The 18246-nt window shown below is 71.0% G+C and carries 19 protein-coding genes; 12 read left to right on the forward strand and 7 right to left on the reverse strand.

Annotated features, from left to right (window positions below; translation table 11 throughout):
* Positions 1–27: 27 nt before the first annotated feature.
* The 3 genes from IFR11_RS08940 to IFR11_RS08950 form a co-directional block, all read right to left on the reverse strand.
* Positions 28–282, reverse strand: a complete 255-nt coding sequence (locus tag IFR11_RS08940) for a hypothetical protein (protein WP_055838952.1) — start codon at positions 280–282, stop codon at positions 28–30.
* Between the two features lie 172 nt (positions 283–454).
* Entirely contained in the window at positions 455–1297 is an 843-nt protein-coding gene (locus tag IFR11_RS08945) for an NAD-dependent epimerase/dehydratase family protein (protein ID WP_191915924.1), read from the reverse strand.
* A 130-nt stretch (positions 1298–1427) separates the two neighbouring features.
* On the reverse strand, positions 1428–1856 hold the full coding sequence (locus tag IFR11_RS08950) for an Asp23/Gls24 family envelope stress response protein (protein ID WP_055838946.1): 429 nt from the start codon (positions 1854–1856) through the stop codon (positions 1428–1430).
* A 122-nt stretch (positions 1857–1978) separates the two neighbouring features.
* Here IFR11_RS08950 and IFR11_RS08955 point away from each other — a divergent pair, with 122 nt between their 5' ends.
* From IFR11_RS08955 to IFR11_RS08980, 6 genes are all read left to right on the forward strand, one after another.
* On the forward strand, positions 1979–2521 hold the full coding sequence (locus IFR11_RS08955; RefSeq protein ID WP_191915925.1) for an RNA polymerase sigma factor: 543 nt from the start codon (positions 1979–1981) through the stop codon (positions 2519–2521).
* A gap of 4 nt (positions 2522–2525) precedes the next feature.
* On the forward strand, positions 2526–3098 hold the full coding sequence (locus IFR11_RS08960) for a hypothetical protein (protein WP_055838940.1): 573 nt from the start codon (positions 2526–2528) through the stop codon (positions 3096–3098).
* Complete coding sequence (locus IFR11_RS08965) at positions 3095–3415, forward strand: hypothetical protein (RefSeq protein WP_055838936.1); 321 nt, start codon at positions 3095–3097, stop codon at positions 3413–3415. The genes IFR11_RS08960 and IFR11_RS08965 overlap by 4 nt, the downstream gene beginning before the upstream one ends.
* A 69-nt stretch (positions 3416–3484) precedes the next feature.
* On the forward strand, positions 3485–4333 hold the full coding sequence (locus IFR11_RS08970; protein ID WP_055938671.1) for an SDR family oxidoreductase: 849 nt from the start codon (positions 3485–3487) through the stop codon (positions 4331–4333).
* A gap of 128 nt (positions 4334–4461) precedes the next feature.
* A complete protein-coding gene (locus tag IFR11_RS08975) occupies positions 4462–5466 on the forward strand; it encodes a pyridoxal-phosphate dependent enzyme (protein WP_191915926.1) in 1005 nt (334 codons plus the stop codon).
* Positions 5463–6623 carry a cystathionine gamma-synthase gene (locus IFR11_RS08980; protein ID WP_191915927.1) on the forward strand — a complete coding sequence of 387 codons (1161 nt, stop codon included), beginning with the start codon at positions 5463–5465 and terminating at the stop codon, positions 6621–6623. The genes IFR11_RS08975 and IFR11_RS08980 overlap by 4 nt, the downstream gene beginning before the upstream one ends.
* Before the next feature lie 79 nt (positions 6624–6702).
* Here the strand turns inward: IFR11_RS08980 and IFR11_RS08985 are convergent, their stop codons facing one another.
* Complete coding sequence (locus IFR11_RS08985; protein WP_191915928.1) at positions 6703–7338, reverse strand: NADPH-dependent F420 reductase; 636 nt, start codon at positions 7336–7338, stop codon at positions 6703–6705.
* A 351-nt stretch (positions 7339–7689) separates the two neighbouring features.
* Between IFR11_RS08985 and IFR11_RS08990 the strand changes: the two genes are divergently transcribed.
* The 4 genes from IFR11_RS08990 to IFR11_RS09005 all read left to right on the forward strand — a co-directional run bounded on the left by IFR11_RS08990 (position 7690) and on the right by IFR11_RS09005 (position 10535).
* Complete coding sequence (locus tag IFR11_RS08990) at positions 7690–8487, forward strand: TSUP family transporter (protein ID WP_191915929.1); 798 nt, start codon at positions 7690–7692, stop codon at positions 8485–8487.
* A 67-nt stretch (positions 8488–8554) separates the two neighbouring features.
* The gene (locus IFR11_RS08995) at positions 8555–9004 is read left to right on the forward strand and encodes an FAS1-like dehydratase domain-containing protein (RefSeq protein WP_055838919.1); all 450 of its coding nucleotides are present in this window, start codon (positions 8555–8557) and stop codon (positions 9002–9004) included.
* On the forward strand, positions 9001–9399 hold the full coding sequence (locus IFR11_RS09000) for a MaoC/PaaZ C-terminal domain-containing protein (protein ID WP_191915930.1): 399 nt from the start codon (positions 9001–9003) through the stop codon (positions 9397–9399). The genes IFR11_RS08995 and IFR11_RS09000 overlap by 4 nt, the downstream gene beginning before the upstream one ends.
* On the forward strand, positions 9399–10535 hold the full coding sequence (locus IFR11_RS09005; protein WP_191915931.1) for a UDP-N-acetylmuramate dehydrogenase: 1137 nt from the start codon (positions 9399–9401) through the stop codon (positions 10533–10535). Before IFR11_RS09000 ends, IFR11_RS09005 begins: the two co-directional genes overlap by 1 nt.
* A 147-nt stretch (positions 10536–10682) precedes the next feature.
* Here the strand turns inward: IFR11_RS09005 and IFR11_RS09010 are convergent, their stop codons facing one another.
* Positions 10683–11882: an aminotransferase class I/II-fold pyridoxal phosphate-dependent enzyme gene (locus tag IFR11_RS09010; RefSeq protein WP_191915932.1), complete on the reverse strand. Its 1200-nt coding sequence runs from the start codon at positions 11880–11882 to the stop codon at positions 10683–10685.
* Positions 11883–12060: 178 nt separating this feature from the next.
* On the opposite strand from IFR11_RS09010, the gene IFR11_RS09015 reads away from it, so the two are divergent.
* Entirely contained in the window at positions 12061–13356 is a 1296-nt protein-coding gene (locus tag IFR11_RS09015) for a chloride channel protein (RefSeq protein ID WP_342030275.1), read from the forward strand.
* A gap of 87 nt (positions 13357–13443) precedes the next feature.
* Here IFR11_RS09015 and aceB read toward each other — a convergent pair whose 3' ends face one another.
* Together aceB and aceA are read right to left on the reverse strand one after the other, a co-directional pair.
* Positions 13444–15057, reverse strand: coding sequence for a malate synthase A (aceB, locus tag IFR11_RS09020; RefSeq protein WP_191916015.1), 1614 nt, complete (start codon positions 15055–15057; stop codon positions 13444–13446).
* 223 nt (positions 15058–15280) lie between these two features.
* Positions 15281–16597, reverse strand: coding sequence for an isocitrate lyase (gene aceA, locus IFR11_RS09025; protein WP_191915934.1), 1317 nt, complete (start codon positions 16595–16597; stop codon positions 15281–15283).
* A gap of 128 nt (positions 16598–16725) precedes the next feature.
* Between aceA and IFR11_RS09030 the strand changes: the two genes are divergently transcribed.
* On the forward strand, positions 16726–18204 hold the full coding sequence (locus IFR11_RS09030) for a helix-turn-helix transcriptional regulator (RefSeq protein WP_197978906.1): 1479 nt from the start codon (positions 16726–16728) through the stop codon (positions 18202–18204).
* Positions 18205–18246 lie beyond the last annotated feature (42 nt).

Genomic DNA, 18246 nt, shown 5'->3' on the forward strand with positions numbered 1-18246 from the left:
GGACGACGGTGGGGGTTGCGCGCAGGCTCAGAACCTTTCGTACAGATCGGTGGCGGTCAGACCCGTTCCGCCGATCGCGCGCACGCCCGGAGCCGGGTGCAGTTCGAACGTCTCACCGTCGTGCAGCAGGACCGCGGTGTAGTCGCCACGGGTGTCGAGCTTGACCTCGAAACGACCGGTGTCCATGAGCCGCAGGGTGACCACCGCGCCGCTCCGGGCGAGGAAGCTCACTTCTTTCTCGTGCGCCGTCGGAAGGGGGATGATCGGCTCGTCGGCGTCCATGGTGCGAGTCTGACACGCGCTCGCCGGGCGGGGGCCAGACTCGCGCACTCCCGCCCCGGCGTGCTCACGTGCGCGATGTCGGGCGGCGGCGTCCGGCCTCCGGTGCGCTGCGCCGCTGGCCGGAGATCGCCCGCGGCGCCCGCTCGAGGCGTGGCGCAGCGGGCGAACCGCCTCAGCGGTGGTCGCGCCAGGAGTGCTGCGGGTCGTACCCGAGCAGTCGGCGGGCCTTGTCGATCGACAGCAGCGTCGTGTTCTCGCCCAGGTCGCCGCGCGTCTCGACGCCGGGGAAGACCTCGCCGACGAGTTCGCCGTTGGGGCGGGTCATGACGGTGTCGGCCGCGGCGATGATGAACGTGTCGAAGCCGGCGGGCGCGTTCTCGAGCGCGCGCTGCACGGCCTGTGCGCCGTCGCGGGCGTCGATGTACCCCCACAGGTTCCACTTGCGGGTGCGGGCGTCGGCGTCGAAGGGGAACTCGGCGTAGTCGTCGGGGACCATGACGTTCGAGAACCGCAGCGCGGTGATCGAGAGCTCGGGGTGCCACCGCACGAGCTCGGTCGCCAGGTGCTCTTCGAGCGTCTTGACCAGCGAGTACACCGACTCGGGACGCGCCGGGTACTGCTCGTCGACGGGGATGTAGGGCGGCGGAACATCGAAGGGGAGTCCGAGCACGGTCTCGCTGGAGGCGTAGACGATCCTCTGGATGCCGAGCCGCACGGCCGCCCAGAACACGTTGAACGTGCTCGTCATGTTGTTGTGGAACGTCGCGATGTCGGAGCGGATGCCGGGGGCGGGGATCGCGCCGAGGTGCACGAGTGCATCGAAGCCGTCGTGCTGGTCGTTCACCCCCGCGAGGGCGTCGATGACCTGGCCGTAGTCGGTCAGCTCGACCTGCACGAAGCCGGGACCGCGCTCGCCGCGCACGTCGAGACCGATGACCTCGTGGCCGGCGGCACGCAGTTCACGGGCGACGACGGTACCGAGTTTTCCGGACGAACCGGTGAGGGCGATGCGCATGGGGATCCTTCGTATCGGGAGACGGTGTCGCCCAAGGTAACGGCATCCGCCGACATCGACACGGGGGTGGCCGAGACGCGCGACGATGCGTAGGGCCCGCGAGCGATGCGCTCGCGGGCCCGTGGTGGCGTCAGTTGACGCGCGCCTCTTCCTGCTCGTCCTCGTCGTCGCCGGGGATGAACACGTCGACGACGGTCACGTTGACCTCGACCGCCTTCATGCCGACGATCTCGGTGATGGCCTGCTGCACAGCAGAACGCACGTTCGCGGCCACGCGCTGGATGCGCTCGGGGTAGTCGACCTGGATGGAGATGTCGGCGGCGACCTCGGTCTCGCCCACCTCGACGCTCACGCCCTGCGCGTAGTCCTTCGCGCCGACGGCCTGGCGGATGTTGCCGATGACACGGGCAGCGCCACCGCCGAGGGCGTGGACGCCCGGAACCTGCGCCGCGGCGATGCCGGCGACCTTGGCGACGACGGGGTCGACGATGACGGTGGTACCGCCGTCGCGGCGGGCGTCGGTGCGGGTGGCGGGCGTGGGGGTGTCGGTGCTTGCCATGAGGAACATCCTTTCGTCAAGATCACGGACCGAATCGGGTCCGGGGTGTTTCGCTATGGGGACGCGCTCGGTTCGTGAAACGTCACGAACATGAGGCTGAAAGTCTGCTGACAGGAACCGCGATGCCCTCTTTGTCTTCCGCCTCCGACGCGTTCCTCGCGTCACGCGCGGCCGACGGCGACCAGCTCGCCTTCGGGGTTCTCGTGCGTCGCCATGCGCCCTTCCTCGTCGCGTTCGCGACGCGCCTGACGCGCTCCCGGGCCGACGCCGACGATTGCGTGCAGGAAGCACTGATCACCGCATGGCGGCGCCTGCCCGACCTCACCGAGCCCGAGAAGGTGCGCAGCTGGCTGACCACGATCGTGTCGCGCAAGGTGACCGACCGCATGCGTTCGCGCAAGATCTCGGAGCAGATCGACGAAGAGATGGTGTCGGCGGCAGACGACCCGGAGCGCGCAGTTGTGGCATCGTCGCAGATGGACGCGCTGAAGAAGGTGCTGGCGGATCTACCCGAAGAACTGCACGTCGTGTGGGTGCTGCGCGAGATCGGCGGCCACAGTTACGACGAGATCGCCATCGAGGTGGGGGAGCCCGCGGCAACCGTACGCGGCCGACTCGCCCGGGCGCGCAAGACCGTGTTGGACCGCATGCAGGAGTGGAGGTGACCGGATGAACGAGCACAGCGACGACATCGGGGGTTCGGGCTATTCGCTCGAGGACCTCTCCGCGTACCTGGATCGCGGCCGAGTGCCGCGGATCAACGCCATCGAACGGAACGCGGAGTGCCAGGCCATCCTGGCCTCCATGCAGCGCATGGGGCAGCTCTCGCGCGCGATCGTCGACGAGCAGGCCGCGGAACCGCTCGCGGAGTCCTGGTACGACGGCATCATGCGCGAGGTGATGCGGGAGTTCCGCGCCGGCCGCGACATCCCCCTGGCGCAGTCCGACGAGGGCGTCGAACTGGTCGTCACCGAGGGCGCGATCTACGAGCTCATCCGCTCGGTGGGCGACGGCATCGAGGGGCTTCTGGTGGGCCGCGTCCGTCTCGAGCACGTCGAGCCCGGGGCGCCTCTCGACGTCCGGGTCACCGTGAGCGTGCGGTTCGGACGCGCAATGACCGAGGCCGTGGACGAGATGCGCGACGGCATCCGCTCGGCCATCGAACGGCACGGCGACCTGCGGGTCGGTCGTGTGGACGTCACCGTCGGCGACGTGCACCTCGACGAGGGAGAAGACGAATGACCGGGATCTCCGCCGCGGAACTCGCGCCGCGCATCGACCTCGCCGTCACGGCCGTCGAGGGCGTGCGAGAGAGCTATTCCGCACGTCCCGTGGTGACGCGGGCCTATGAGCACGTCGCCGACGTCGAGGGGTCTCTCGCCGAGGTCGAACAGGCCGGTGGGGCCCGGGCCATCACCGTCTGCGTCGGCGTCTCCGCCGACGACGACGCCGGAGCCGTGGCATCCGCCGTCGCGATCGCGGCGCGGGGGGCCGCGCGCGACGAGGTGCCCTCGACCGTCCGCGTGCGCGTCGCGCGACTCGTGGCGCCCGCTTCGTAGGACGTTCGCGGCCGCGTGTCGGCGGAGCGGCCTACGCTGGGGGGACCGCTCACACCTCCCGGAGGCCGTATGTCCACGCCGCCCCTCATCGCCGTCACCGGATCCACCGGAGCCGTGGGAGGTCGCGTCGCCCGCGACCTCGCCGCCCGCGGCATCCCGCAACGTCTGCTGGTGCGCGACGCCTCTCGCGCCCCCGCCCTGGCGGGCGCCGAGGTGCACGTGGCCCGGTATTCCGATGCGGATGCCGCCCGCGCGGCGCTGCAGGGCGTCGACACGCTCTTCATGGTCTCGGCCTCCGAGACCGCCGACCGGGTCGATCACCACCGCACCTTCGTCGAGGCCGCCGCGGCCGCGGGGGTCGGCTCGATCGTCTACACCTCGTTCTTCGCCGCCGCTCCCGACGCCGTGTTCACCCTCGGGCGGGACCACGCGGCGACCGAGGACATCATCCGCGCCTCCGGCATGCGGTGGACGTTCCTGCGCGACAACTTCTACATGGACATGATGGAGCTCTTCGCCGGCGACGACGGGGTCATCCGGGGTCCCGCGGGCGAGGGGCGATGCTCGCTCGTCTCGCGCGCCGACGTCGCGGCCACCGCGGTGTCGGTGCTGCTCGATCCCGCCGCCCACGCCGATGTCTCGTACGACCTGACCGGCCCCGAGGCGCTGACGATGGCCGAGGTGGCCGAGAAGATCTCGGCGGTCCGCGGGCACCCGGTGCGCTTCGTCGACGAGACGATCGACGAGGCGTACGCCTCGCGAGCCGCGTTCGGTGCGCCCCGATGGCAGGTCGATGCCTGGGTGAGCACGTACACCTCGATCGCCGGCGGCGATCAGGCCGGGGTGTCCGGCGACGTCGAGCGGGTCACCGGCCGGCCGGCGCAGAGTTTCGAGGAGTTCCTCGGCGCCGTCTCCTGACGACGTGCGGGTCGGCTATGCTGGCCGCGTGCTGACCTGTCGCTGTTGTCGCTGAACGCCCTCGCGTTCTCTTTTCGACGACCCTGTCAGCCGCGCCCCCGGGCGCATCGACCCACCAGGACCCCACCGTGCGTTACGCCCAGAGCGTCGCCGACCTCGTCGGCAACACCCCCCTCGTCCGTCTGACCCGCGTCACCGACGGCATCGCCGCCACCGTGCTGGCGAAGATCGAGTACTTCAACCCCGGCGGTTCGGCGAAAGACCGCATCGCCGCGAACATCGTCGACGCCGCCGAGCGCGACGGCTCTCTCCGCCCGGGCGGGGTGATCGTCGAACCGACCAGCGGCAACACCGGCGTCGGCCTGGCACTGGTCGCCCAGCAGCGCGGGTATCGCTGCGTGTTCGTGGTTCCCGACAAGGTCGCCGAAGACAAGCGCGCCGTGCTGCGGGCGTACGGCGCCGAGGTCGTGGTCACTCCTACGAACGTCGAGCCGGAGGACCCCCGCTCCTACTACAGCGTCTCCGACCGTCTGGTCCGCGAGATCCCGGGCGCCTTCAAGCCCAACCAGTACGGCAACTCGAACGGCCCGCGCAGCCACTACGAGACCACCGGTCCCGAGATCTGGCGCGACACCGACGGGCAGCTGACCCACTTCGTCGCCGGAGTCGGCACCGGCGGCACGATCAGCGGGTCGGGTCGGTACCTGCGCGAGGTCGCCGGCGACGGCGTGCGGATCGTCGGGGTCGACCCGGTGGGCTCGATCTACTCGGGCGGCGACATCCACGGCTACGACGTCGAGGGGGTCGGCGAAGATTTCTGGCCGACGGCCTTCGACCCCACCGTGGTCGACGCGTACGAGCGCGTCTCCGACGCCGAGTCGTTCGCCATGACGCGGCGCCTCGCCCGAGAAGAAGGCCTCCTCGTGGGCGGCTCCAGCGGCATGGCCGTGGTCGGCGCCCTCCGCGTCGCGCGCGATCTCCCCGCCGATGCCGTTGTCGTCGTGATCCTCCCCGACCACGGACGCGGGTATCTCAGCAAGATCTTCGACGACGACTGGATGATCGAGCGCGGCTACGACGTTGCACCCGTGGCATCCCTTCTTCCGACCCCCACCGAGGAGCACTCCGCATGAGCACCCACGACGCCGCCCGCGGCTTCGACAGTCTCGCCGTCCACGCGGGCCAGGCGCCCGACGAGACCACCGGCGCGGTCATCCCGCCCCTCCACGTCTCGACCACTTTCGCCCAGGACGGCATCGGCGGACTCCGCGGCGGCTACGAATACGGCCGCAGCGGCAACCCCACGCGCACGGCGCTCGAGACGCAGATCGCGGCCCTCGAGGGCGCGACCCGCGCGCTGTCGTTCGCTTCGGGTCTCGCCGGCGAAGACGCCCTGCTGCGCGCGGCCCTCGTGCCCGGCGACGAGGTGCTGCTCGGCAACGACGTCTACGGCGGCACGTACCGGCTGCTCGCCCGCGTGCTCGGGCCGTGGGGCGTGAAGCTGCGCGTGGTCGACATGAGCGACCTGGATGCCGTGGCGGCGGCGATTGAGGGACGCGCGCCCCGCATGGTCTGGGTCGAGACCCCCAGCAACCCGATGCTGCGCATCACCGACATCGCGGGTCTGGCGAGCCTCGGCCACGCGGCCGGCGCGATCGTCGTCGTCGACAACACCTTCGCCTCTCCTGCGCTGCAGCGCCCGCTCTCGCTGGGCGCCGACGTCGTGGTGCACTCGGCGACCAAGTACCTTGGCGGGCACAGCGACGTCGTGGGTGGGGCCCTCGCCTTCGCCGATGCCGCCCTGGCCGAGAAGGTACAGTTCCTGCAGTTCGCCGCCGGCGCGGTCTCGGGCCCGTTCGACGCGTACCTGACCACCCGCGGCATCAAGACCCTCGCCGTGCGCATGCAGCGTCACAGCTCCAACGCGCAGGCGGTGGCCGAGCACCTCGCCGGCCACGACCGCGTCGCGAAGGTGTACTACCCCGGACTCCCGTCGCACCCCGGGCACGAGCTCGCGGCGCGGCAGATGAGCGGCTTCGGGGGCATCGTGTCACTGGCCCTGGCCGACGGTGCGGCTGCTCGCCGCTTCGCCGAGTCCACGCGTCTGTTCACGCTCGCGGAGTCGCTGGGCGGGGTCGAGTCGCTGGTGAACTACCCGGATGCCATGACCCACGCCTCGGTGCGCGGAACCGAACTCGCCGTGCCCGACACGATCGTGCGGTTGTCGGTCGGCATCGAGTCGGTCGAGGACCTCGTGGCCGACGTGGATCGGGCGCTCGCCGCGCTCTGACCCCCGTGCGGTGCGTGAGGTGCCCATGTGCATCGTCGAAGCGATGAACATGGGCACCTCACGCGCGTGGGTGGCGGGGTCAGCGCTCGGCGCGGGCGAGGTTCTGCGTCAGCTTCTCGGCGGTCTGGCGCACGACGTACGCCGGCTGGTCGCGCTCGACGCGCCAGCTCTCGCTGAGCGGTCCGACGTTGACGGTGTCGAAGCCGAACTCGTCGTAGATGCGGGTCACGAGCGCGACCGCCTCGTCGGAGTCACCTGAGGTGGCGAGGGCGCGGCGCCCCTCGGTGCCGGCGGGGGAGCCGTCGGTGAGAATGTCGGCCGCGGGGATGTGGTTGAACGCCTTCACGACGGTCGACTGGGGAAGGTGCTCCTGAAGCATCTGCGAGGTCGTCGTCTGCTTCTCGTCGAGAGCCGCGATGTGGCCGTCGCGCTCGAAGTAGTAGTTGTTGGTGTCGAGCACGGTCTTGCCGGCCAGGGGTGCGACGGGCACGTCGGTGTACGCCTTCAGCGGGACGGTCACCACGACGAAGTCGCCGGCTTCGGCCGCTTCCTGGGCGGTCGCGGCGCGCGCGGGGTCGCCGACGGCGGCGACGAGGTCGGTGAGGGTCTCGGGACCGCGTGAGTTGGCGATGACGACGTCGTAGCCGTTCTTCGCGAACCCCTTCGCGAGGGCCGAGCCGATGTGTCCTGCTCCGATGATTCCTACTGTTGTCATGCTGACCGGCAACTGCTCGAGCGCCGCACGCATTCCCGGGCGGGGGTCGCCTGACCATCAGCGGACTAAATAATTAGCAGCTCTAGATATCCGTGTCAACGGGTCCGCGTGCCGACATCAGGCCCAATAGCGTCCTTCTTGTCGCACCCTCGCGAATGAGGTCGCCGGCCGGTGTTCGGGTCACCGTCCTGCTGGACCTGCGAGGGCGACGGCCCCCGGTGGACGCGGCTTCGGACCACCGGGGGCCGCTTTCTTTCCCGGCGACGGTCGTCGGAGTCCTGACCACGAGGTGGAAGACTGGTGCGTCGGCGAGGGTCCCCTCCCTCCCGTCCCGTTCGAGGAGCCGCATCCGTGACCACCGCCACGCGCCCACCGCACACCGCCCGTTTCTTCGCCGTGTGCATCGGGGTCGGTCTTCTCGCGGGCCTCATGTCGGGCCTGTTCGGTGTCGGCGGCGGCACGGTCATCGTGCCCCTGCTCGTGCTGCTGCTCGGCTTCGACCAGCGCCTCGCCGCCGGCACTTCCCTCGCGGCCATCGTGCCGACCGCCTCGGTCGGCGTGATCACCTATGCGGTCGACGGGCACGTCGCGTGGCTGCCGGCGCTGATCCTCGCCGCGGTCGCCGTGGTCGGTGCGCAGATCGGCACATGGCTCCTGCCCAAGCTGTCGCAGACGGCTCTGCGATGGTCGTTCGTGGTGTTCCTCCTCGCCGTGATCGTCAGCCTGTACTTCGTCATCCCCTCGCGCGACGCCGAGCTGGTGCTCACCTGGGTCACCGGGCCCGGGCTCGTCGTCCTGGGTGTGGTCACCGGCATCCTGGCCGGACTGCTCGGGGTGGGCGGCGGCATCATCGTCGTCCCCGCGCTGCTGCTGCTGTTCGGCACGAGCGACCTGATCGCGAAGGGCACCTCGCTGCTCATGATGATCCCGACCGCGATCTCGGGCACCGTCGGCAACCTCCGCCGTCGCAACGTCGATCTCGTCGCCGCCGTGTGCGTCGGTGCCGCCGCGTGCGCGACGACCGCCGTGGGGGCGCAGATCGCGAAGGCCGTCGACCCCTTCGTCGCCAACGTGCTGTTCTCGATCTTCCTCGTCTTCATCGCCTCGCAGATCGCGGTCAAGGCCGTGCGCGGGCGTCACCAGCGCTGAGCTCGATCGACCGCTCCGAGCGGGACGTTCGCCGAGCGCGGCCGACGCCCCGCCGTAGACTTGCCCCGTGCCCGTGAACCCCGAACTCGTCGGTCGAGCCTTCGCGCCGACCGCTCCCTATCTGGTCGGCCGTGAGAAGGTGCGCGAGTTCGCGCGTGCCGTTTTCGCCGACGCCCCGCAGCATTCCGACCCCGACGCCGCGCGCGCGCTCGGCTACGCCGATGTGGTCGCGCCGCCGACGTTCGCGATGGTCGTGCAGGACCTCACTCTCCAGCAGCTGCTCGGCGACCCCGACTCCGGCATCGAGCTGTCGCGCCTCGTGCACGCGGAACAGCGATTCCGCTACACGCGCCCGATCGTCGCGGGCGACGAGCTCGTCGCGACGCTGTCGGTCACCGGCATCCGTTCGATGGGGGGCAACGCCATGATCACCAGCGAGGCCGAGATCGTGGATGCCGCGGGCGCTCACGTGGTGACCACGACCAGCATCCTTCTCGCCGGGGAGGCCGGAGCATGAGCGGCTTCACCGTCGGCGAGGTCGTCGCCGAGCGCTCGGTCCACCTCACGCGCGAGTCGCTCGTGCGCTACGCGGGGGCGTCGGGCGACTTCAACCCCATCCACTACCGCGACGACATCGCCACCGCCGTCGGGCTCCCGGGCGTGCTCGCGCACGGCATGCTCACGATGGGGATCGCCGTCGGCACGCTCGCCGAGGCTCTGGGCGACAGCGGACGCATCGCCGACTACGGCGTGCGCTTCACGCGTCCCGTCGTCGTCGACCCCGAGACCGGCGCCGACCTGCACATCAGCGCCAAGGTGGGCGCCGTCGACGACGAGATCGCCCGCATCGACCTCACCGTGACGTTCGCCGAGACCACCGTGCTCGGCAAGGCGCAGGTGCGGGTGTCCTGATGCCCGACGTCGTTCCGATCCCCCTGTCGCAGCTCACGACGCTGCGCACCGGCGGTGCCCCCGCCCGCATGATCGAGGCGACCACCGCAGACGAGCTTATCGCCAGCCTGCGTGCGGTGTGGGCCGACCGTGAGGCGTGGTTCGTGATCGGCGGCGGGTCGAACCTGTTCGTCGGTGACGACGCGTTCGAGGGCACCGTCATCCGCGTGCGCACCACCGGCGTCGAGGAACTCCCCGGTTCGGGTCCCGACACGGTGCGCGTGCGCGTGCAGGCGGGCCATGACTGGGACGCCCTCGTCGCCGAGACCGTACAGCGGGGTCTCGCGGGCATCGAGGCGATGTCGGGCATCCCCGGCACGGTCGGTGCCGCCCCCGTGCAGAACATCGGGGCCTACGGTCAGGAGATCGTGCAGACCCTCGTCGAGGTCGAGCTGATCGACGAGGCCACCGGTGAGGTGTCGGTCGTACCCGCGTCCGAGCTGGGGCTCGGATTTCGCACCTCGGTGCTGAAGCAGCACTACGGCTCGGTGCCGGATCGTTCCGCGGTGATCCTGTCGGTCACCCTCGAACTCGAGCGCGTCGGCGACGGCGAGCGACCGATCACCGGTGAGCAGCTGCGCAACGCCCTGGGGCTCGAGGAGCGCGACGCGGTGTCGTTGCGCTGGATCCGCGATCACGTGCTCGCGACCCGTGCCCGCAAGGGCATGGTGCTCGACGCCGAAGACCCCGACACCTGGAGCGCGGGCTCGTTCTTCCAGAACGCGATCGTGTCGCAGTCCTTCGCGCGGACCCTCCCCGCGGGGTGTCCCCGGTGGCCGATGACCCCGGTGCTCGACCCGGTGACCGTGATCCCGCTCGCCGCGTTCGACGGCATCCTGCCCCCGCCGCCCGTGGAGCGGCACGAGGTCAAGGTGAGCGCCGCGTGGCTGATCGAGAACGCAGGTCTCGGCCGCGGGTTCCGTTTCCCCCGCTCGCGGGCCGGCCTGTCGACCAAGCACACCCTGGCGCTCACGAACCGCGGCGAGGCGACGGCCGCCGAGATCGCGGAGCTCGCCCGTTTCGTGCAGGGCCGCGTGCAGTCCGAGTTCGGACTGCTGCTGCAGCCCGAGCCGGTGCTGGTCAACGTCGAGCTGTAGCCGGCTCGGCGGCGCGAGGTCGGTATCGGCCGGCCCCCGGGGCGCGTGACGGAGGGAGGAGCGGGGACAAGGGGAGGACGGATCGCGCGGTGCGATCCTCCGCCGGTCCCTGCTCCTCCGCTCGTCACGCCCGACGGCGCGCGGACGTCAGGAGAACAGGCGCTGGAGGCGCTGGACGCCCTCGAGAAGCTGCTCGTCGCCGAGCGCATACGACAGGCGCAGGTAGCCGCTGGGGCCGAAGGCCTCGCCGGGCACCACGGCCACCTCGGCCTGCTCGAGGATGAGGTCGGCCAGCTCGAGCGAGGTGGTCGGAGTGACCCCGCCCCACTCGCGGTTCAGCAGCCCCTGCACGTCGGGGTAGACGTAGAACGCGCCGAGCGGGTTGGGCACCTCGACGCCGTCGATTTTCGACAGCTCCGACACGATCAGCCGACGACGACGGTCGAACGCCTCGCGGAACTGCTCGACCTCGTCCTGCGGACCGTTCAGGGCCGCAGCGGCCGCGCGCTGGGCGACGTTGTTGACGTTGCTCGACAGGTGCGACTGCAGGTTGGCGGCGAGCTTGATGGCATCGGCCGGTCCGACCATCCAGCCCACGCGCCACCCGGTCATGGCGTAGGTCTTGGCGACGCCGTTGAGCAGGATCGTCTGCTCGGCGAGCTCGGGTACGGCCTCGACGATCGAGACGGCGCGGACGCCCTCGTACGTGAGGTTCTGGTAGATCTCGTCGGTGATCACCCAGATGCCGTGCTCGAGAGCCCAGCGGCCGATCTCGGCGGTCTCTTCGGGCGTGTAGACCGAACCGGTCGGGTTCGACGGCGACACGAACACGAGCACCGTGGTCTTGTCGGTGCGGGCGGCCTCGAGCTGGGCGACCGTGACCTTGTAGTCCTGGTCGGCGCCGGCGAAGACCTCGACGGGCGTGCCGTCGGCCAGCGCGATGGCCTCGGGATAGGTGGTCCAGTACGGCGCGGGCAGCAGCACCTCGTCGCCGGGGTTCACCACGGTCTGGAACGCCTGGTACACGGCCTGCTTGCCGCCGTTGGTCACGACGACCTGCGTGGGGGCGACCTGCAGCCCCGAGTCGCGCAGTGTCTTGGCGGCGATGGCCTCGCGCAGCACCGGGAGCCCGGCGGCGGGGGTGTAGCGGTAGTTCGCGGGGTTCTGCAGCGCCTCGGCCGCGGCATCGACGATGAACGAGGGGGTGGCGAAGTCGGGTTCGCCCGCGGCATACGAGATGACCGGTCGGCCGGCGGCCTGGAGGGCCTTGGCCTTCGCGTCGACCTTGAGGGTCGCGGACTCGGCGATGGCGGACAGCTTGCGGGAGAGCGGGGCGCGGGAAGTCACGGTCCGAGCCTACTGTTCGCGCCCGCGCCCGACGAGAGGTGTGACGGCCCGCGAAGGTCGCCTCCGCCGGGACCGGGGCCGCATCGCCGGAGTCCGGATGCCGAACCGCCGACGCCCGCGCACAGGCCGCCCCCGCGCGCGGTCCGGCGCGGCGCGCGCGTGGGCTAGCGTGGCGGACGTGACAGCAGAACCCCTGGCGCCCCCGCGTGTCCACCGTCGCGCGATCGGGGCCCTGCTGAAGCTGGGCCTGGCGAGCCTCATCGTCGGCGTCGCCACCGGTCTCGCCGTGCTCCTTCTGGTGTGGATCGTGCACACGATCGAGCACCTCGTCTGGGGCCACGAAGAGGGACCGTTCCTCGACGGTCTGGCGATGCCCGCCGTGTGGTGGCTGCCGATCGTCACGGTCGGCGGGGCCGGGGTCGTGGCCGCGCTCGGGTGGTATCTGCTCCGCCGCTTCGGACGCCGGCTCGCCACCGTCGAGCAGGGCGTCGACGGCGCGCATATGCCGTGGTGGGAGACACTCGCCGACACCGCCATCCAGGTGACCTCGGTGGCCCTGGGCGCCTCGATCGGCAAAGAGGTCGCCCCCCGCGAGCTCTCGGCGATGGCGGGCTCGAAGGTGGTCCGCTGGTTCGGTCTCGATGCCCGGTGGGCCCGTATCCTCATCGCCGCCGCCGCCGGTGCGGGCCTCGCCGCCGTCTACAACGTGCCGCTGGCGGGGGCGCTGTTCACGCTCGAGATCCTGCTCGCGCAGTTCAGCGTCGGGGCGGCGGTCGTCGCCCTCTCGGTCAGCGCGATCGCGACCTTCGTGGCTCGTCCGCTCGTGGGCGACGGGTCGCTGTACCACGTGGCATCCGTCGAAGTGAGCCCCTCGCTCGTGGTCGCGGCCCTGCTCATCGGCCCGCTGATGGGGTGGGGGGCGACGAGCTTCGCGACGGTCACGAAGAAGCTCGCGCGCTTCCGTCCCACCGGCTGGAAGCTGCTGGTCGTCCTGCCCCTGACCTTCGCCGCGGTCGGCGCGGTGGGGGCGTTCTTCCCGCTGATCCTCGGCAACGGTCGCGCGCTCGCCACGGCGGGGTTCGACCTGTCGCAGCCCGCGCTGATCCTGCTGCTGCTCGCCCTGCTCAAGTACGTCGCCACGACCGTGTCGCTCGGCTCGGGCGCGATCGGCGGCACCCTTCAGCCCTCCGTGGCGATCGGGGCGGCGCTGGGGGCCGCGGCCGCGGCCGGGTGGGCGTTCGTCTGGCCCGGAGCCGACGGCACGGCGCTGGCGATCGTCGCGGCGGCGGCGTTCCTGGCATCCAACATGCGCGCCCCCTTCACCGCGATCGCTCTGGTCATCGAGTTCACCGACACGGGTTTCACGCTGCTGCTGCCGATCTTCCTCGCGGTCGCGGGGTCGCTCGCCGCGTCGCGCCTGTCGTCGCGGGCGGGGCTGCGTCGCTTCGCGCCGATCGACCCGGCGCGTCCCTGAACCCGCGCGTCGCGCCACGCCCGTCTCCACCGGCGCACGGCGATGCGCCCCTCCCGCGTGGGCGGAAGGGTCGCATCGACCCGGGCGTCAGTCGAGGTACTTCGCGTACGCGGGCAGGGTGAGGAACGCCGGGAACTCCGCGCGCAGCGCCACCTCGCGGAACACCTCGGCGGCGTCGTCGAAGCGGTCGCCGTCGACGCGGTGCGCGTCGTCGAGCACCTCGGTCACCAACTGCTCGACGAACGACCGGGTGATCGCCGTGCCGTCGTCGGTCACGCGGTCCTGGTGGATCCACTGCCAGATCTGCGAGCGCGAGATCTCGGCGGTGGCGGCGTCTTCCATGAGGTCGTCGATCGCGACGGCCCCGAGGCCCCGCAGCCACGCCTCGATGTAGCGGATGGCCACCGAGACGTTGCCCCGCACCCCCGCCGTGGTGATGGGCAGGCCGATGCGCAGGTCGAGCAGGTCGGCGGGCTCGACCGCCACGTCCTCGCGCAGGCGGTGCAGCTGATTCGATCCGTCGCCGAACGCGGCGTCGAACTCGGCGCGTGCCACCGGGATGAGGTCGGGGTGCGCCACCCAGGTGCCGTCGAAGCCGTCTGCGGCTTCGCGACGCTTGTCGGCGGCGACCTTCTCGAACGCGGCCTCGGTCACCTCGGGGCGACGCCGGTTGGGGATGAACGCGCTCATGCCGCCGATCGCATACGCGCCTCGCTTGTGGCAGGTCTGCACGAGCAGCTCGGTGTAGGCGCGCATGAACGGCACCGTCATGGTCACGTCGCTCCGCCCCGGGAGCACGAAGCGCGCCCCGCGGCCGCGGTAGGTCTTGATGATCGAGAAGATGTAGTCCCATCGCCCGGCGTTCAGGCCCGCGCAGTGGTCGCGGAGCGCGAACAGGATCTCCTCCATCTCGAACGCCGCGGGCAGGGTCTCGATGAGCACCGTGGCGCGGATGGTGCCGTGCGCGAGGCCCAGTCGCTGCTCGGTGAACGTGAACACGTCGTCCCAGAGCCGGGCCTCCTCGGCCGACTCGATCTTCGGCAGGTAGAAATACGGTCCCCGGCCCGCGGCGATCAGCGCGTGGGCGTTGTGGAACACGTACAGGCCGTAGTCGACGAGAGAACCGGATGCCGGCAGCTCGCGGCCGGAGCGGTCGATGAACGTCACGTGCTTCTCGGGCAGGTGCCACCCGCGCGGGCGCATCACGATCGTCGGCGTGCGCGCGGCGGTGACCTCGTAGCGCTTGCCCTCGGCACTGGTGAACGACAGCTGTCCGCGGATCGCGTCGAACAGCGAGAGCTGCCCCCCGATGACGTTCCGCCAGGTGGGGCTGGTGGCGTCCTCCTGGTCGGCGAGCCAGACGCGGGCGCCGGAGTTCAGCGCGTTGATCGTCATCTTCGGGTCGGTGGGGCCGGTGATCTCGACGCGGCGGTCTTCGAGTCCCGGTCCCGCCCCGGCCACGCGCCACGACGGGTCGTCGCGGATGTGCGCGGTGTCGGCGCGGAAGTGGGGGTCGTCGCCCGTGCCGATCTCGAAGCGGCGACGCAGGCGCGCCGCGAGCCGGTCGTGACGACGGCGCGCGAAGCGGTCGTGCAGCTCGGTGAGGAAGGCGAGGGCGGCGGGGGTGAGGATCTCGCCGTCGCGTCCGTCGAGGGGCCGCTCGAGGCGCAGGTGCGGGGCGGATGCCGGAGGTGCCGGCATCCGGGATCCCTCGGTGTTCGTGGTCGGCGGGGGAGAGGTGAGGAGGGTCACGGTCCTGGCTTTCTGTGCGTTCCCCCGTCGTCCCTCTCCACCGTCCCTCTCGGGTCGGTGAAGCCGTTGAGTGTCCAGAACACGCCGCAAAGGACGCGGCCGTTACGGCGGGTCTTGGACACTCAACGGAGAGAGGGACGGGGGATGGGGACGGGAGACGAAGGGGTGGGGGTCAGTGGAACTGGGCGGTCTCGGTGGAGCCCGCGAGGGCGAGGGTGGCGCTGTCGGGGTTGAGCGCGGTGGAGACGACGTCGAAGTAGCCGGTCCCGGCCTCGCGCTGGTGGCGCGTGGCCGTGTACCCGTGGGCTTCGGCGGCGAACTCGGCCTCCTGCAGCTCGACGTACGCGCTCATGGCGCGTTCGGCGTAGCCGCGGGCGAGGTCGAACATCGAGTGGTTCACGGCGTGGAAGCCGGCCAGCGTGATGAACTGGAAGGCGTAGCCGAGAGCGGCCAGGTCGGCCTGGAACGTGGCGATCTGCTCGTCGTCGAGGTGGCGCTTCCAGTTGAAGCTCGGCGAGCAGTTGTAGGCGAGCTTCTTGCCCGGGTAGCGGGCGTGGATCGCCTCGGCGAAGCGACGCGCGAGCTCGATGTCGGGCTCGCCCGTTTCGACCCAGAGCAGGTCGGCGTAGGGCGCGAAGGCGAGGCCGCGCGCGATGACCGACTCGAGCCCCGGTCGCACCTGGTAGAAGCCCTCGCTCGTGCGCTCGCCGGTGAGGAACTCCGCGTCGCGCGGGTCGACGTCGCTGGTGAGCAGGTCGGCGGCCAGGGCGTCGGTGCGTGCGATGATCACGGTCGACACTCCGGCGACATCGGCGGCCAGGCGCGCGGCGTTCAGGGTGCGGATGTGCTGCTGGATCGGCACGAGCACCTTGCCGCCGAGGTGGCCGCACTTCTTCTCGCTCGCGAGCTGGTCCTCCCAGTGGATGCCGGCGGCCCCCGCCTGGATCAGCGACTGCGCCAGCTCGTAGGCGTTCAGCGGGCCGCCGAAGCCGGCCTCGGCGTCGGCGACGATCGGCGCGAGCCAGTCCCGGGTGATCTGCCCCTCGGCGCGCTCGATCTGGTCCTGTCGCAGCAGCGCGTTGTTGATGCGCCGCACGACCGCGGGCACGCTGTTGGCGGGGTAGAGGCTCTGGTCGGGGTAGGTCTGGCCCGCGAGGTTGCCATCGGCGGCGACCTGCCAGCCCGACAGGTAGATGGCCTTGAGGCCGGCGCGCACCTGCTGCACGGCCTGCCCGCCGGTGTAGGCGCCGAGGGCGCGGACGTACTCCTCGGTGTGGATGAGGTTCCAGAGGTTCTCGGCTCCGCGGCGGGCGAGGGTGGACTCCTCGCGGACGCTTCCGCGGAGGCGGACGACGTCGTCCGCCGAGAACGTGCGCTCGATGCCGTCCCAGCGGGGGTCGTTCTCCCACGCGGTGCGGATCTCGTCGGCGGTCTCGGTCTGGTCGCCGGGGCGCAGGGGCTGCGGGGCGGGGGTGGCCTGGATCGTCATGAGCGTTCTCCTTCGGATGCCGGGGCTGCGGTGCCCCGTGGAGACCACTGTCCGCGAAGAACGACCCCACAATCCGAGTTCCTCGTGTGAAGATCGCGCGATCTTCTGTTCCAGTGAGAACATGGCCCATGGACACCGGCGTGTCCGCTTCTTCGGCATCCCTCCCGTTCGACGATGACGAGGTGGACACCCTCACCATCGGTCGGCGCATCCGGCAGCTGCGCACCGCACGCGGCATGACGCTCGACGACCTGGCCGCCGCGGTCGGTCGCGCGCCGAGTCAGATGTCGATGATCGAGAACGGCCGCCGCGAGGCGAAGGTCACGCTGCTGCAGGCGATCGCGCGGGCAGTGGGATGCACGCTCGACCAGATCCTGGATGCCGAGCCGCTCGACCCGCGCGCGACGCTGGAGCTGTCGGTGGAGCGCGCGATGCGCGGGCCGACCTTCCAGGCGCTGGGCATCGCCCCCTTCCGCGTCGCACGCGCGGTCCCCGACGAGGTGCTCGCGGCGATGCTGACGCTTCAGGGCGAGATCGAACGCCTCCGCGAGGAGCGGTCGGCGACGCCCGAGGAGGCGCGTCGGGCGAACGTCGCTCTTCGTCGTCTCATGCGCACGCAGGACAACCATTTCCCCGACCTCGAGCGCACGGCATCCGAGATGCTCGAGGCGATCGAGCACCCCGGCGGTCCCCTCACGCAGCGCGGCGCAAGCGACATCGCCGCGCACCTCGGCTTCTCGCTGCACTACGTGCCCGACCTGCCCTCGTCGACGCGGAGCATCGCGGATGCCAAGAACGGGCGGCTCTACCTCTCGACCACGGTCGCGAAGGGCGACCCGCGCGCGGCGGTGCTGCAGGCTCTGTCGAGCCGCATGCTCGGCCACGGCGAGCCGACGAGCTACGACGAGTTCCTCCGCCAGCGGGTCGAGACGAACTACCTGACCGGGGCGCTGCTCATGCCCGAGGCGCACGTCGTGCCGGCGCTGCGCGAAGCGAAGGAGCGGCGCACGATCAGCATCGAAGACCTGCGCGACGCCTACTCGGTGTCATACGAGACCGCCGCGCACCGCTTCACCAACCTCGCGACGGTGCACCTCGGCATCCGGGTGCACTTCCTCAAGGTGCACGAGTCGGGCACCATCACGAAGGCGTACGAAAACGACGACGTGAACTTCCCCACCGACCGGCTCGGTTCCATCGAGGGGCAGATGTGCTGCCGACGGTGGACGAGCCGCGTCGTCTTCGATGAGGACGACCTCTTCAACCCGTACTACCAGTACACCGACACCGGCAACGGCACGTACTGGTGCACCGCGCGCGTGGAGCAGTCGAGCGAGGGGGCGCACTCGGTCAGCGTGGGCGTGCGCTTCGACGACACGCGCTGGTTCCGGGGCCGCGATACCCCCAACCGCGGGGTCTCGCGGCACGCGGTCGAGACGTGCTGCCGCCGCGCGCCCGCCGATCTCGAGGCTGCGTGGCGCGACAAGGCCTGGCCGAACGTGCGCACCCCGCGGACGCTGCTGGCGACCCTGCCGACCGGGGCCTTCCCCGGCGTCGACACGACGGAGTTGTACGAGTTCCTGGAGGCGCACGCGCCGCGGGGGTGAGGTGGGGTTCGCGGCGCTGGTGCGGTGTGCCCGTGCCGTGCG

This window comes from Microbacterium sp. CFBP 8801, from assembly GCF_014839455.1.
Classification (GTDB): Bacteria; Actinomycetota; Actinomycetes; order Actinomycetales; family Microbacteriaceae; genus Microbacterium.